General features: G+C 40.1%; 12 protein-coding genes. 9 read left to right on the forward strand and 3 right to left on the reverse strand.

Annotated features, from left to right (window positions below; all coding sequences use genetic code 11):
• The first annotated feature begins 329 nt into the window (after positions 1-329).
• From AC1TO8_RS11360 to AC1TO8_RS11390, 7 genes are all read left to right on the forward strand, one after another.
• Positions 330-1,001 (forward strand): response regulator transcription factor, encoded by a 672-nt coding sequence (locus AC1TO8_RS11360; protein ID WP_482055732.1) that lies wholly within the window; start codon positions 330-332, stop codon positions 999-1,001.
• A complete protein-coding gene (locus AC1TO8_RS11365) occupies positions 989-2,128 on the forward strand; it encodes a HAMP domain-containing sensor histidine kinase (protein ID WP_482055733.1) in 1,140 nt (379 codons plus the stop codon). Before AC1TO8_RS11360 ends, AC1TO8_RS11365 begins: the two co-directional genes overlap by 13 nt.
• A 31-nt stretch (positions 2,129-2,159) precedes the next feature.
• Positions 2,160-3,509, forward strand: coding sequence for a VanZ family protein (locus AC1TO8_RS11370; RefSeq protein ID WP_482055734.1), 1,350 nt, complete (start codon positions 2,160-2,162; stop codon positions 3,507-3,509).
• Between the two features lie 280 nt (positions 3,510-3,789).
• Positions 3,790-4,107 carry a VOC family protein gene (locus tag AC1TO8_RS11375; RefSeq protein WP_482055735.1) on the forward strand — a complete coding sequence of 106 codons (318 nt, stop codon included), beginning with the start codon at positions 3,790-3,792 and terminating at the stop codon, positions 4,105-4,107.
• A 361-nt stretch (positions 4,108-4,468) separates the two neighbouring features.
• A complete protein-coding gene (locus AC1TO8_RS11380; RefSeq protein ID WP_482055736.1) occupies positions 4,469-5,827 on the forward strand; it encodes an SLC45 family MFS transporter in 1,359 nt (452 codons plus the stop codon).
• Between the two features lie 210 nt (positions 5,828-6,037).
• The gene (locus AC1TO8_RS11385; RefSeq protein ID WP_482055737.1) at positions 6,038-7,030 is read left to right on the forward strand and encodes a LacI family DNA-binding transcriptional regulator; all 993 of its coding nucleotides are present in this window, start codon (positions 6,038-6,040) and stop codon (positions 7,028-7,030) included.
• Positions 7,031-7,356: 326 nt separating this feature from the next.
• Complete coding sequence (locus AC1TO8_RS11390) at positions 7,357-9,021, forward strand: glycoside hydrolase family 13 protein (RefSeq protein ID WP_482055738.1); 1,665 nt, start codon at positions 7,357-7,359, stop codon at positions 9,019-9,021.
• Positions 9,022-9,046: 25 nt separating this feature from the next.
• Here the strand turns inward: AC1TO8_RS11390 and AC1TO8_RS11395 are convergent, their stop codons facing one another.
• Positions 9,047-9,661 (reverse strand): glycoside hydrolase family 16 protein, encoded by a 615-nt coding sequence (locus AC1TO8_RS11395; RefSeq protein ID WP_482055739.1) that lies wholly within the window; start codon positions 9,659-9,661, stop codon positions 9,047-9,049.
• A gap of 75 nt (positions 9,662-9,736) precedes the next feature.
• Between AC1TO8_RS11395 and AC1TO8_RS11400 the strand changes: the two genes are divergently transcribed.
• On the forward strand, positions 9,737-9,994 hold the full coding sequence (locus AC1TO8_RS11400; protein WP_482055740.1) for a hypothetical protein: 258 nt from the start codon (positions 9,737-9,739) through the stop codon (positions 9,992-9,994).
• 204 nt (positions 9,995-10,198) lie between these two features.
• Here the strand turns inward: AC1TO8_RS11400 and AC1TO8_RS11405 are convergent, their stop codons facing one another.
• A complete protein-coding gene (locus AC1TO8_RS11405; RefSeq protein ID WP_482055741.1) occupies positions 10,199-12,223 on the reverse strand; it encodes a right-handed parallel beta-helix repeat-containing protein in 2,025 nt (674 codons plus the stop codon).
• Positions 12,224-12,773: 550 nt separating this feature from the next.
• Here AC1TO8_RS11405 and AC1TO8_RS11410 point away from each other — a divergent pair.
• Positions 12,774-13,517 (forward strand): uracil-DNA glycosylase family protein, encoded by a 744-nt coding sequence (locus tag AC1TO8_RS11410; protein ID WP_482055742.1) that lies wholly within the window; start codon positions 12,774-12,776, stop codon positions 13,515-13,517.
• A 343-nt stretch (positions 13,518-13,860) separates the two neighbouring features.
• On the opposite strand, the gene AC1TO8_RS11415 is transcribed toward AC1TO8_RS11410, so the two are convergent.
• Entirely contained in the window at positions 13,861-14,331 is a 471-nt protein-coding gene (locus AC1TO8_RS11415) for a MarR family winged helix-turn-helix transcriptional regulator (protein WP_482055743.1), read from the reverse strand.
• Positions 14,332-14,352 lie beyond the last annotated feature (21 nt).

Here is a 14,352-nt window from a genome sequence, read left to right on the forward strand (position 1 = left end):
ATCGTCGTATTAGGTAAGCTAAAAAACATCAAGAACAGTTCTTATGTTCTTGATGTTTTTTATTTATAAAGTAAATTATATTAAGATTAGTTGATTTGATAAATGAAAAAACTCGTAGGAGCCTGGGTGCCCAAATGGATACCCTTAAATTTCGTTCAACAGCGAAAAATCTGGTGCGGGGCAGGCTTTTGACATAAAGCGTATAGTTTTGCTGGTATAGGGGCAGATAGCTAACTGTACTTGTCTTGATAAAAAATTGAGTTTTACGCGCTATACTGATAAATGTAAACGAAAGGTAAAAAAGAAAGTGGCTTAGAGGAGGCAGGCGGGTGCACAAGCTGTTAATCGTGGACGATGATGAAGAAATTTTGTTGCTCCTGAAGGACTACTTTGAAATGAACAACTACACCGTGATTACTGCTGATAATGGGATGCAAGCACTGGAGAAAGTGTCCAAAATACCGGATCTTATCTTGTTGGATATTAACATGCCGGACATAGATGGCTTCGAAGTGTGTAGGAAGATCCGTGATTATGTTTCCTGTCCGATTATTTTTTTGACGGCAAAGATAGAAGAAAGGGATAAAATCAATGCTTTTCGTATGGGCGGCGATGACTATATTGAAAAACCGTTTAGCATCAAAGAGTTAGGTGCGAGAGTGGAGGCGCATCTGCGGAGGGAACAGCGAAACGGGAACAAACAGAGCACCATTTTCCAAGGTGAGATCGTTATCGATTACGGAAAAAGAAAAGTGACAGTCAATAATCATGCGGTTAACCTAGCCAAGAAGGAATTCGATATCGTTGAATTTCTCTCCTTAAATGCCGGCCTAGTTTTTGACAAGGAGCGCATCTATGAGTGTGTATGGGGATATGACAAAGAGGGCGATCCTATTGTTATCATGGAGCATATCCGTAAAATACGAAAAAAGATTTCAGCCTATACGGACAAAAAATGTATTGAGACGGTCTGGGGGGTCGGTTATCAGTGGGGAGAATAGGGAACTTGAGCCTAAAAACAAGTCTATTCTTGTCCATGGCTGTTGCGGTAGGGATCTCCTCCGTGCTGAACTATATCGCACAAAATGTATGCGCGAAGATTATCTGGGAGATCACCCGAAAATATACGGTCATTAACACGGGTACAGTCTTGGAGATAACCACCCCTTTTTCCGCACGGGATGAATCGTTAATTCAATGGCTGAAAGCCGCGGCTGGGGTAGCTCCGATCCTCATTTTTTGCTTTTTTATTTTTCTGGCGGCACGCTTTTACTACCGGATTAAGTTGGAACGACCGATGTCGTTGTTAATCCGGGGGGCGGAGGAGATTGCCCAACATAATCTTGATTTTGCGTTGCAATACGACAAGTTAGATGAGATGAATGATGTGTGCCAAGCCTTCGAGGAGATGCGCCATGCCTTGTTGCAGAATAACAAAACCATGTGGCGTGCGATGGAAGAGCGGAAACGGTTAAATGCTGCCTTCGCTCATGATTTGCGATCACCCGTAACCACGCTTAAGGGGTATTGCGATTTTTTGTTAGAGTATTTTCCTGATCACAAAATTACCCCGGAGAAGACGGAGAAGGTTCTGCAATCGATATCCGGAAGCATTTCGAGAATTGAGCAATATATCGTTGACATGAGCAGTTTGCAACGGTTAGAGGACATTCGTCTGCAGATCCATTATGTGAAGGCGGAAAGATTGCAAGAGGTATTACAGGACACGTTGCATAGCCTTATTCCTGAGGGACGGCATTCATTTACATTGATGTTTGATTTAGATGAATCGGTTATCCCATTAGATGACAAGCTCGTTCTGCGGGTCGCGGAGAACCTGATCTCCAACGCGGCACGCTATGCAGACTCAAGCATTACGGTTAAGTGCGGAACAAAAGCCGGATTATTGACGATTCAAGTCCAGGATGATGGTAGAGGTTTTAGCAGCGAGGGATTAAAAATGGCGACAAAACCATTCTATTATGATAAATCGGCTACAAAAGGACAATCTGGAATCGGGCTATATATTTGCAAACTGTTATGCGAGAAACATGGCGGTAATATTGAACTTGCAAACGGAGAAAATGGAGGGGCGTGCGTAACGGCAACTTTTCAGTTAGGGTCTTGATCAATTTTGGCGGAAAGGAGCGTGCAAGAAAATGAAACAACGCATTATAAAAGGATTAGTATCTATCGTTTTTATCCTCTATATTGCCGTGTTAATTAAAATTATTATGTTAAAAACCATTTCGTTAACGGATCTCGTTCATGGGAACATGCATGGGTATCGTTCGTATAACTTCATTCCTTTTCAAATTTTCAAGGATTACCAACCGATGCTCCGGTCTTTCGGTTGGTTGCGGGGCATTTCGAATATCCTCGGAAATATGGTCGTATTTATTCCTTTAGGGTTATTACTCCCTGCTTTATTTGGGAAGATGAGAGAAAGAGTAGTCATTCCCGTTATCATCGCATGCGGCTTAAGCGTCTTATTTGAAAGCTTACAGTATGCATTGACGCTAGGCAGCGCGGATATTGACGATGTGATTCTCAATACTTTAGGCGGTCTCGTCGGCGTCTTGATCTACCGATTGATTGCCCGCGGCGTTCGTCAGAACATCGTGATGATTCACCGCATCGTGCTCCTGCTCATCGTCGTTAGCAGCGTTCCTGCCTATTTTGTTGCAAAAGAGGAATTCGGGAATCTACTCGGGTTAACGAAATTCGAGGCCGTCTACGTGGGAATGGAAAACATCCCGACACAGGAAGCGGATGGCGAAGGGACGCTCATTCAGATCACCGGTCAACGTCTGGAATATTATAACGGGATATTATCTAGTAATGAGACGACGAATTCGTTCTTAAAAAAGCAGGAAGCTTTGATTACGGAGAAAACGAAATTATATGTTCGTACTATTGAAAGCTCCAAATCGAAAGCTGTGTTTCGTTACACGGAGATTCGGCCTGAGCCCGATGAACTAAGCCGGATCGAACAAAAGGCAACAATCACACTCTGGCTGGATCCGAAGACTGGCAATCCGGAGGTCATTGTTTTTGCTGCCCCGCTAAAGATGGAGGGCGGCCAGATGAAAGTACAAACCGATCAAGTGTCGAAAACGGAAGAACAGGATCTGACTCATGATATCCCCGCTCAGGGAGTTCCCCTTAAGGAACCCCTCTCTGAAGATGTCCCATTGGAAGAAGTGAATGGCAGCGTATTGGAAGTACAGGATATCGGCTTTGTTCTCAATCTGGCAACAGTACAGGATCTAGAAGACGGAACATCCATCATGTCGACTGGGATCGGTAAAAACGTAAGAAAAGTAACGATTGAGTTAACGGCGAAGACCACCTTCACGCGACGCATATCGAAGGATAATGGAATGACCTATAGAGATGAAGTTGCGGAACGCAAAGATTTGGCTGTGGATCAGACCGTTATGATTACTGGCATGCGAAAGGGAGAAACGTTTATTGCTCAATCCATCATCATTTACAAATTTCACTAGATGAAACATCGTGATGGAAGGGCATCTTTTACGAGGTGCCTTGGTAGCAGAGAATGGGGTCGAGAATAATGAATAATAGTCCAGGCATTTTAATTTATCAGCAGATATATTACCTCGATTTCGCCTTACAGATGTTACGATGAACCGTATCACAAATAGGAATTTTTTTATTGCAGCTAGTGCAGGGATGTTGAAGAACTTAGTAGTATAATAAAGGAAGTTAGTTTTAAATAGCTAAAGAATCTTTATTGAATTTCTGTTGGAGGGTGGGGTTAACGGTATGAGAGTAAAATTAGAAGGAATCACTGTTTTGGCGCTTGATGTTCCTGGATTGACTAGGTTTTATCGTGATGTTCTAGGATTTAAGGCTATTGTTGAAGAGCGTAAAGGGCAGGCCTTTGAGCTTAACTTCGAATGTGATTCGCCTGAGGATGTCCACGTTAAGTATGATGATATTGTTTCAAAAGGGGCTACGGGGATAACAGCTCCGAAGTCGATGTCTTGGGGACACACTACGGGTTTCTTTGCAGATCCGGAAGGAAACATTCATTCTCTCTTTGCGATTAACCGCTCTGTTTTAACTATGAAGGGCACCTGATGGGTGCCCTTTAATTTCGCCCTATAGATTTTACGGTGAACCATATCACAAATAAATTAAAACGCATTCATTTCCAATTTTATCACGAATTTATGTTGTTTCATGGAAAGTGTTGTTTAGAGTGAGAAAAGGTACTATAATAACTTGTGGTTTAAAACAAGTTAATTAACTTTTATAGATACTTGTAAGTGTTGTTGTTATTAAGTTAGAGTAATGTGGAATGGTAATTTGTATATTTTTTTGACTAAATTGAAATCGATTTCAACTCATTCATAAAATGTTTTCCATGAATTTAACAATCCACTATAGATCCTAGTAAATAACAACACAGAGAACCAAATAAATATAAGTGGAGGATGTAATGATAGCTGAACAGTCTGAAAAAATGAGTGGTGTAAGTACAATAAGACAACTACCTAAACTTCCAATTAGTACGATCTGGATGATAAGTTTTGGTTTCTTGGGTGTACAAATGGCGTTTGCTTTACAAAGTTCAAATATGGGGCGTATCTTTCAAACGATTGGTGCTGATCCTCACTCATTAGGTTTTTTCTTTATATTACCTCCGCTTGCGGGGCTAATTGTTCAACCTATAGTAGGTTACTTATCGGATAGAACTTGGTTTCCTAGATTAGGAAGACGTATTCCTTATTTAATTGTCGGTGCTATAGTCGCCGTCATTGTTATGTGTCTACTACCCAATTCAGGTAGCTTTGGATTTACATCAGTAGTAGCATTGACTTTTGCAGCCGTTACTATTTTATTCATGGACCTTGCTTCAAACGTAGCTATGCAGCCATTTAAAATGATGGTTGGTGATATGGTCAATGAAGAACAAAAGGGTTTTGCCTATTCCATTCAAAGCTTTCTTTCTAATAGCGGTGCTGTACTAGCTAGTATTTTTCCGTTTGTTCTTACGTTTCTAGGTGTCTCAAACACAGCAGCTGAGGGAGTTGTACCACAATCAGTAGTCGTTTCCTTCTATGTAGGTGCAGTTATTTTAATCATTTGCAGCGTATTTACTGTATTAAAAGTTAAGGAGTATTCACCCGCTGAATATGCCGCATATCATGGAATAGCACTTAAGACGAAAAGAGAAAAAGTAAGCATGATTGCTTTACTTCGCAAAGCACCTAGAATATTCTGGACGATTTCTTTAGTTCAACTATTTTGTTGGATGGGTTTTCAGTATTTATGGACGTACGGTACGGGAGCAATTGCAGACAATGTTTGGAATACAACTGACGCATCTAGTGCAGCCTACCAAACAGCAGGTAACTGGTTTGGTATTCTTTCTGCTGTACAAGCCATTGCCGCAGTAATTTGGTCACTTATACTGTCACGTATTTCCAATAATCATCGCAAAATTTGGTATGCATTAAGTTTATTAATTGGTGCAATTGGATTTGGCACTATATTCTTTATCGAGAATCAAGGTGTATTACTTGTTTCATTCTTCTGCATTGGTATTGCATGGGCAGGTATGATGATGTTCCCATTCACAATGTTAACAAATGCATTGTCAGGTGAAAATATGGGCACATATTTAGGTCTATTTAACGGTAGTATTTGTATACCTCAAATTATTGCTTCTTGTCTTAGTTTCGCGTTGTTCCCATTATTAGGTGCTTCAATGCCAGCTATGCTTTTAGTTTCAGGTGTGTTACTTGTATTAGGATCGCTATCTGTTGTGACTGTTAAGGAAACTTATTTAAGTTAGGTAGTGTTTTATTACACCATACTATAAGTAAGCACATCGCTAGAATTATTTGAAGCGTCAATGAACAATTTAATGTTTTTGACGTTTCTTTTTTATCTTTGTAAACTTAGGCTATAGATTTGTTGTCTCCTTCAGGAATATAATTGGATATACAAATATAAAACTGATCTCTAACAATCCACTAAAATAGTTTAGTATGGAGTGAAATATATGCCTAATATTAACGATGTTGTCCGCCTTTCAGGAGTTTCAAAGTCAACGGTGTCTAGGGTAATAAATAACTACCCGCATATAGCATCAGATAAAAGAGAACGTGTTTTAAAGGTCATGAAGGAAATAGGATATATACCGAACGTAGCAGCTCAAAAATTAAGAGGGTTAAATGGTACTATAATTGGCGTAATTGTCCCTAGAATAATTAATCCGTTCTTTTCTCACCTAGTGGAAGCGATTGAAAAAGAAGGTTATATAAGAGGATATCAGACGATTATTTTTCAAAGTCATGAAGATAGTGAGCGTGAAATAAATTTTCTGAATTTAATGAAACATAAACAAGTTGATGGCGTCATTATGACGGCATATGAAAATGATTGGAATATAATAAATAACTATTTGAAATATGGTCCGATTGTCATGTGTAACGAGTATTTATCTGAACCAGTCGTACCAACGGTAAGAGTTGATCAATTTATGGCTTCATACGAAGGTGTAAAACATTTAGTTAGCCAAGGACATCGAAAAATTGCTTATTGCACAGGCGGCTTATTTAGTCAGTCAGGAAAAGATAAAGACAGAAATCAAGGATACCAGAAAGTATTAACAGAAGCTGGAATCGAAATCAATCCGAATTGGATTTTTATAAAGCGACATACCGTAGAAGATGGTCGAAAAGTATTGCATCAAATTTATGATATGCAGGACAGGCCGACAGCTATTTTCACAGGAAGCGATGAAGTTGCAGCAGGTATAATCATGGAAGCTAGAAATCAGGGGATACGTATACCAGTGGAACTTGCAATCATTGGATTCGACGATCAACCTTTAGCACAAATGCTATCACCAGAACTGACTACGATTAAACAGCCTGTCAGTGAAATGGGCTATACTGCAATGGATTTAATTATTAAGCGATTGGAAGGTAAAGATGTTGAAAATAAGATGTTTACATTACCTTTTCAATTAGTGGCCAGAAAAACAACATAAATTTATAAAAGTGAAATATCCGCTATCTATAATCAATGTCGGATTTTAATTCATTTTGTACTGTTTATTGAATTCCAATTGAAACCGATTTCGAAAAAATGGTATAATAAAAATAATTTTGGATATGAAATTTAATGTTATTATAAAGGATATTTAGAAGTAAATATTTATCGAATCAAATTGAAATCGTTCCCAATAACTAAAGACATTCAGTAGTAATCAATAGGGTGGATTCCAATGAATGTATTTAACTTAACATATATGAACAACTGGGAGTTACTCATTCTAGCTTTATATTTAGGAAATGTGAAAGTGAGGAAATAAGTATGAAACAAACATGGTGGAAAGAAGCAGTAGCTTATCAAATTTATCCACGTAGCTTCGTTGACACGAACGGTGATGGTATTGGTGACTTACAAGGTATAATAACAAAGCTTGATTATCTAAAGGATCTAGGAATTGATGTCATTTGGATTTGTCCAATGTATAAATCTCCAAATGATGATAATGGCTATGATATTTCTGATTATAAAGATATCATGGCTGATTTCGGTACAATGGCTGATTTCGATGAATTACTAGAACAAGTACATGCTCGTGGTATGAAGTTGATTTTGGACCTTGTTATTAACCACACATCCGATGAACACCCTTGGTTTATTGAATCAAGAAAAAGTAAAGATGATCCATACCGTGACTATTATATTTGGAGAGATGGTAAAGACGGTAAGGAACCGAACAACTGGGAAAGTATTTTCCACGGTTCAGCATGGAAATATGATGAGTTAACCGATCAGTATTTCATGCATATCTTCTCTTCTAAACAACCTGACCTTAACTGGGAAAATCCAGTAGTACGAAAAGAACTAATTGATACTGTAAACTGGTGGTTAGATAAAGGTGTGGATGGATACCGTGTAGATGCGATTTCACATATTAAAAAAGCGCCTGGTTTCCCTGATTTACCGAATCCAGATGGCTTAGACTATGTATCTTCATTCCCGTATCATCTAAATCAACCAGGCATTCAAACTTTCTTAGAAGAACTTCACCGTGAGACCTTTGCAAAGTATGATATTATGACTGTTGGTGAAGCTAACGGTGTAACAATCAACGAAGCAGAAGACTGGGTTGGCGAGAAAAACGGTAAGTTTAATATGATTTTCCAGTTTGAAGCGAATGGACTTTGGGGTCAAGAAACTGATGGTAAGTTAGATTTATTGGAACTGAAAAATGTGTATACCCAGTGGCAAAATGCCTTAGAAGGTGCAGGCTGGAATGCGTTATTCCTTGAAAATCATGATTTACCACGTTCTGTATCTGTATGGGGCGATGATAAAAATTATTGGTTAGAATCATCTAAAGCACTGGCTACATTATTCTTCTTTATGCAAGGAACACCGTTTATTTACCAAGGTCAAGAAATTGGTATGACGAATACGAAATTTGACTCTATCGATGATTACAACGATGTATCTGCAAAAAATGCTTACCGTATCGGAATTGCCGCTGGTAAAACGCATGAAGAAATTATGGCACCGATTTGGATTAATGGACGAGACAACTCTCGTACACCGATGCAATGGACGGCTGGAGAAGGTGCTGGCTTTACAACAGGTACACCTTGGTTGAAGCTAAATCCAAACTATAAAACAATTAATGTTGCTGCAGCGGAACAAGATAAAAATTCTATCTTAAGTTATTACAAGAAGATGATCAAGTTGCGTAAAGCTGATAAGCTATTAGTATACGGTAAATACGACCTAATCCTGCCTGACAATGAGCAAGTTTATGCGTATACGCGTGAATGGAATGGCGAAAAAGCAGTTGTTATTGTTAATATGTTCAGTAAAGAAGTACAGATTTCATTACCTGAGCAGTTAAACAACTACAATTTTGATTTAGTATTAAGTAATATCAATAAATCGGATTCATATGAACAAAGTATGACGCTTGCACCGTATGAAGCACGTATTTATCGTTCGAAATAATGAAGACATCAAAAAGAAGTCTAAGTTAGTGAATGAAATGTCCCCAATAAGATAGACACTTTAAAATGGTCATCTTATTGGGGATTTTTTGTCTTTCTCCCTTAACTACAGCACCATCCCCAACTACAGATTCATCCACCGACACATTGTCATACCATCCACCTACCGCAAGGTTGAGCACTAGATAGAAATACTCGTCAAAGGGCATAATGTCTGGTTGCTGGCGACGCTCGGCGTAGCAATGTCCATCTACTAGCCAGCGGATCGAGTTGGCATCCCATTCTAGCGCATAATCATGAAATTCGTTAATTGTACTGTTTTCAAGTTGGTAGGAGAACTCATCGGTCACTTTATGGTCCCAATCTTTCCCGTAGTGCAGCGTACCAGATACTTGCTTAGGCAGGCGGCCTTTCGCTTCCATAATATCGATCTCACCGGAGGCGGGCCAAGGGCCATAAATCTCTTGCTGTGGAAGCAACCAGATCGCAGGCCATAATCCCTGTCCTAAGGGCAGCTTTGCGCGGATAATTAGTTTGCCGTAGCAAAAAGAAAGATGGTTCTTAGAGTCCAAACGAGCGGATGTATAGGCAAAGTTGCGACCGTCTACTTCTATTGATTCGCGGCGCGCACATAAGTTCAAGCCAAATTCATTGATATATAGGTTGTTAGAATTCCCCGTGTAAAACTAACAAAAATGTAACGGACTATGGTGAGCATGCTTACTAATTATACTGATACAGATGTTATTGCTCCACAAGTTGTTTCGGCTAATGACCACATTGTTATATTATGGTCTACAAAAGATGACACATTTTATATGGTATTATCAGAAGATGGGAAAATTATTACCCCTGCAACATCACTCGGTGGACTACCGTTAAATTCATTTGAGCGCCCAGTGTATTATGATGGCGCAATTTATTGGGTAGTTGTCAATAATGGTAGATTAAAAATTATGAATATTAAACCTTGAAAATTCTTTAATGGAGAAGATGAGTACCAAGAAGTCATTATCTAGAAGCACACCAATTCGGTACAACGAAATGCTACCTATATGGATCTCATCGGCATAACAGCCATTACAACCATGTATATTCATCTTATCTAAAATGAAAGTTGTAACAGTATACACGAAAAAGATCCAATCACCTAAAATGACTGGATCCTCAATAATCAACTAAAATTCAAAATCAATGGTACCATTTTCGGTCAATTCAAACGGACCGGGTGTGACATCTGCATCAGGTCTCTTTATTCCGAAAAAGTCGGAGTCAAAACGATATGGAGTGCTGTCCGGTTCCTCATACTTCATATCGGCGTGATAAGTCTTGCCAAGCAGTCCGGTGGTAACCAACATTGCAGAGGCTCCACGAAGTAATTCGGGCTCATTGACCTGAATTTGCACCTTACCTTGCGTAGGATTAATCTCAACTTTTATGCCCTTCTGCGCATATATCTTCGCATTGGATTCATGACTACTTGGAACCGCATGGTTAAGATATAAATTTTCACCCATAGCCACCGGAAGAACTGCATTCCCTACAAAGAAATCCTTTGCGGCATCGCCAAGCTCAGCAAGCTCGTCTTTGGTGTATTCCCACCATTTCTTATCTTTTACATCAGGATGTTTGTCGTAGCCCCCCAGTCCCACGGTATGCAGATAGCAAATGGAATTGTCCGGAACACCATCCATGACAGTCTTCCCGTCATCTCCAGCTTCATCCCTTGGTTTAAGTGGAAGATGCTCAAAAAAGCTTATTGGAACAGGTTCCTTATTAGCATCATTATCCCCCAAAAAGATATTGTTGTAGTATCTGTCATCGCCTCCAGTGATATTGGAGTATCCTGCCATTGCCGTCTCGTGAGGGAAGTGATACGGCGTAGTACGGGTAATCTCGGAACGAACTACAAATTTACCTGCAAACAAGTTATGGACAAATGCTCCACCCTGTGCCATATTTCTGAAATTCATAGGTGAGAGGAACAGATTATGATCAACCAGATACGGACCATGGCAAACCTCAACGAAAAGGTCTTCAGAAATGTTGTCAAAAAATACATTGCGGCTGATGCGTGTGCCCTGTGCCTGCCAGTCAAGCCAAAGCCCACGGTAACAGCTATAGATTATATTTTCTCTAATTTGAGTATCCAGGGAACCATGCAGTTTGATTCCTGCTACTTCAGCACCGTGTCTGAGCCGTTTGTGGTGAATATTGTAAATGCGATTCTGATCAATGTGGCTGAAGGCTGCCCCCATATGACCCACAATACCTGCTTGTTCGCAATCATGAATCACATTACCTCGAACGATGTGACTACCGACTGTATCCTTATGCCAGCCGGAGCGTAATGCTCGCAAAATAACCTCCTGCTCACGTTGAGTACCGCCTTTACTATGTTTCTCTAAAGACTTGGTGTGACCTGTACCGATTTCGGTACCCAGGCTGATACCAACGCATTTGGATTCACTGATTATATTGTTTTCAATAATCCAACCCTTGCTCCAGTGAGGTCCGATCAAACCTTCCTGGTAATCAGTAGGCGGCGCCCATTGAGGAGAGGCTTGACGAAGGGTGAAGCCATTTACGGTTATATAGTTAAGTCCTGATTTCTCAGGCCAGAAGCAATAAGGACGGACATTAATTTCTACATTTTCCTTACGAGGATCTCTTCCACCAAAATTGGACCAAATTTTTGTTGTTGTAGATCCGACTTCGGCATACCATTTTAACAATGAGTCCTTGGGATATTTGGCTTCGGGCCAAACTTCGGGCTTGTGAACCTTTTCAACACTATCGCATTCATACAGAGATTTGCAATCCAAATACACATCACCGAGATGAACCGGGAAGGCCCCGTCAAACAACCAGTCTCCACTCAACTCCACCTCAAAGGGATTACGAACGGAAAACATGGAATTGGGGACTTCTGTGCTCCAAACATTGCTTCCTTCAGACTTCCAGTCGGTAATCCGTTCAGCTCCTGTAATGACTACTTCCCCGTCTCCTGCGGATCGATATATGATTCTATGCTCCGCTGTTCCTCCATTAGCCGGGTTAACCCATTCCCTGTATACTCCGGCATGAACAATAACCGTATCACCAGCCATGGCAAGAGCCGCAGCGCGTGATATTGTACGAAAGGGTTGACTAGCTGTTCCTTTTACCTGATCATTCCCATGTATGGATACATGATATTCCATAAAATCTCTCCTTCTTCCTACCTTATAAAAATCGTAAGAATTCCTTACAAGCTGACGGCAGGCTATGTATAAAAATATTGATGTATCTATTATAGTACAGTTTTATTATTTATAGTGATTACCTTATACGCCGTCATTTATTTCAAACCTTGCTGATGTCCTTGTACAAATTAGATGAAAGCCTGTGGCGGTGGATGATTGCATTTGTCTTGATTATGGGACACAGGTTATTTATTCGCCGGTAGCCACGTTACGGTGAGCCTTATCATAAGTAGGGCGATAAATTTGAGTGATAAGAAGTGTGTAGAGACCTTTTAAAATGTGAAGAATGGTGACATAGAAATATGTTTTCCTCACCCTATGATCGCCGGTCCTTGACAGGAGAAGCTCAATCTCTGGTGTGTCCCAAAAAGTGCTCTATAATTTTGTGTATACCTGATCATAAGCCTTTTTCATTTGCTCTCGTAATTCTAGCGCAGGCGCCTCATCATTCGTCAGATGATTCATTCGTATAACTTTTTGATAAATGATTAACCTGAGGAGGTAGAAAATGATTGTAAGAGATGCATTTAATAAATACAAGCCGGCAATTGCATCACTTCCGATTAACCAAATACTTAGTAAAGATGATCTATTAAGAAACGAGTTTAATATATTGAATTCTAAGGAAGTTACTATGTTTTACTCACCCCATAATGAATATGTAAACACATCAGCAAAAATAATGATTGTTGGTCTAACCCCTGGATGGACTCAAATGAGAATAGCATTTGAAGAGGCAAGAGCTTGTTTAAATATGGATCTTTCAGATGAAGAAATCCTAATTAGGACTAAGAAAGCAGCACGGTTTGCCGGAAGCATGAGAAAAAATCTAATTGAAATGCTTGATGAACTTAGTCTAAATAAATATTTACTAATGCCTTCTAGCGAGTGTTTATTCAATGAAACATCAGAGCTTCTTCATACAACCTCTGTATTGCCGTATCCGGTATTTATAAATAGTCTAAATTATACGGGAAGTAATCCTAACTTAGTATCAGTACCATTTCTTCGAGATTTTGCACGAAGTTCTTTTTTAGAAGAGATTGTATTACTAGAAAACCCATTAATCATTCCATTAGGCAAAGCGGTTGAGAATGTACTGATTCATGTTGATAAAACAAGTAAATATGTACTTGATAATTGTATATGGGGTTTTCCTCATCCATCTGGTGCAAATGGTCATCGAAAGGCTCAGTTTAAACAGAACTTCGAATTGATGGAAAAGTCTTTGAAAGCTTTTTTTGAAAATTAGGTAAGCGTCAAACAGCCCTCAACTTGATGACAAGGTGGGGGCTGTTTGACGCTTACGGTCGCATTTTCGCCGATAGCTCCGTTACGGAGAACCGTACCACAAGTAACGGCAAGTTTTTCGGAGATACCCGAGTTCTTGGAAGGGCACTTTCCCAGGCATGAGTTTGGGATGGATCTTACTCGGAGGAAAAGTCGGTGTAAACGGGCTGCTGCTTGCTTTTGGAGTACAGAACGATGGGGTACCTAGAGGGGACTGTTGCTTGCTGAAGCAAAAGCCCCCTCCGTTATTTGGTGGAAGGGGCCGGTTCAATTAACGTTCAACATATTTGTTTCAAAAAACGTGGTCACGGCGTCGAGGCATTACTAGACGCTGAAGACCCTTTTTTTGTTCTTTCCGCCAGCCTCGTAATCGACTCAATGTCTAGATCGGTTAACTGATCTAGGAAATGTTTGCGTATGGCCATGGAGACAATGGGCCGGGCATCATCTAATGCTGACTTTCCAATGGGAGTGATGATGACTTGAACACCGCGATCTGCGTCTAATGGCTTTCTCATCACAAGGCTACGTTTTTCCATCCGAGTCAGATGATGTGACAATCGGCTCTTATCCCAGTCCATAGATTCAGCCAACTCTTGTTGGCGAAGGCTGTCGTTCCCCAGAAGGTCTAACCGATCCAATACCCCATAATCGCCTTCGGATAGTCCGGTGCACTCGGACATCTCTTTAATTACGCGACCGAAGATGCTGTGAAAGGAGCCTTTCCACTTATACCATAATTGAATTTCTTCATCGTTCAGTTTGCTATTATCCATGAGAATATAATAGCACGGTTG

The sequence above is a fragment of the Paenibacillus sp. Y859 genome (assembly GCF_056786405.1).

What these genes read in the sequence shown, in the direction of transcription:
- AC1TO8_RS11370 (WP_482055734.1), top strand. Translation starts at nt 2,160, where the DNA reads ATGAAACAACGCATTATAAAAGGATTAGTATCTATCGTTTTTATCCTC.
- AC1TO8_RS11375 (WP_482055735.1), top strand. Translation starts at nt 3,790, where the DNA reads ATGAGAGTAAAATTAGAAGGAATCACTGTTTTGGCGCTTGATGTTCCT.
- AC1TO8_RS11380 (WP_482055736.1), top strand. Translation starts at nt 4,469, where the DNA reads ATGATAGCTGAACAGTCTGAAAAAATGAGTGGTGTAAGTACAATAAGA.
- AC1TO8_RS11385 (WP_482055737.1), top strand. Translation starts at nt 6,038, where the DNA reads ATGCCTAATATTAACGATGTTGTCCGCCTTTCAGGAGTTTCAAAGTCA.
- AC1TO8_RS11390 (WP_482055738.1), top strand. Translation starts at nt 7,357, where the DNA reads ATGAAACAAACATGGTGGAAAGAAGCAGTAGCTTATCAAATTTATCCA.
- AC1TO8_RS11400 (WP_482055740.1), top strand. Translation starts at nt 9,737, where the DNA reads ATGCTTACTAATTATACTGATACAGATGTTATTGCTCCACAAGTTGTT.
- AC1TO8_RS11405 (WP_482055741.1), bottom strand. Translation starts at nt 12,223, where the DNA reads ATGGAATATCATGTATCCATACATGGGAATGATCAGGTAAAAGGAACA.
- AC1TO8_RS11410 (WP_482055742.1), top strand. Translation starts at nt 12,774, where the DNA reads ATGATTGTAAGAGATGCATTTAATAAATACAAGCCGGCAATTGCATCA.
- AC1TO8_RS11415 (WP_482055743.1), bottom strand. Translation starts at nt 14,331, where the DNA reads ATGGATAATAGCAAACTGAACGATGAAGAAATTCAATTATGGTATAAG.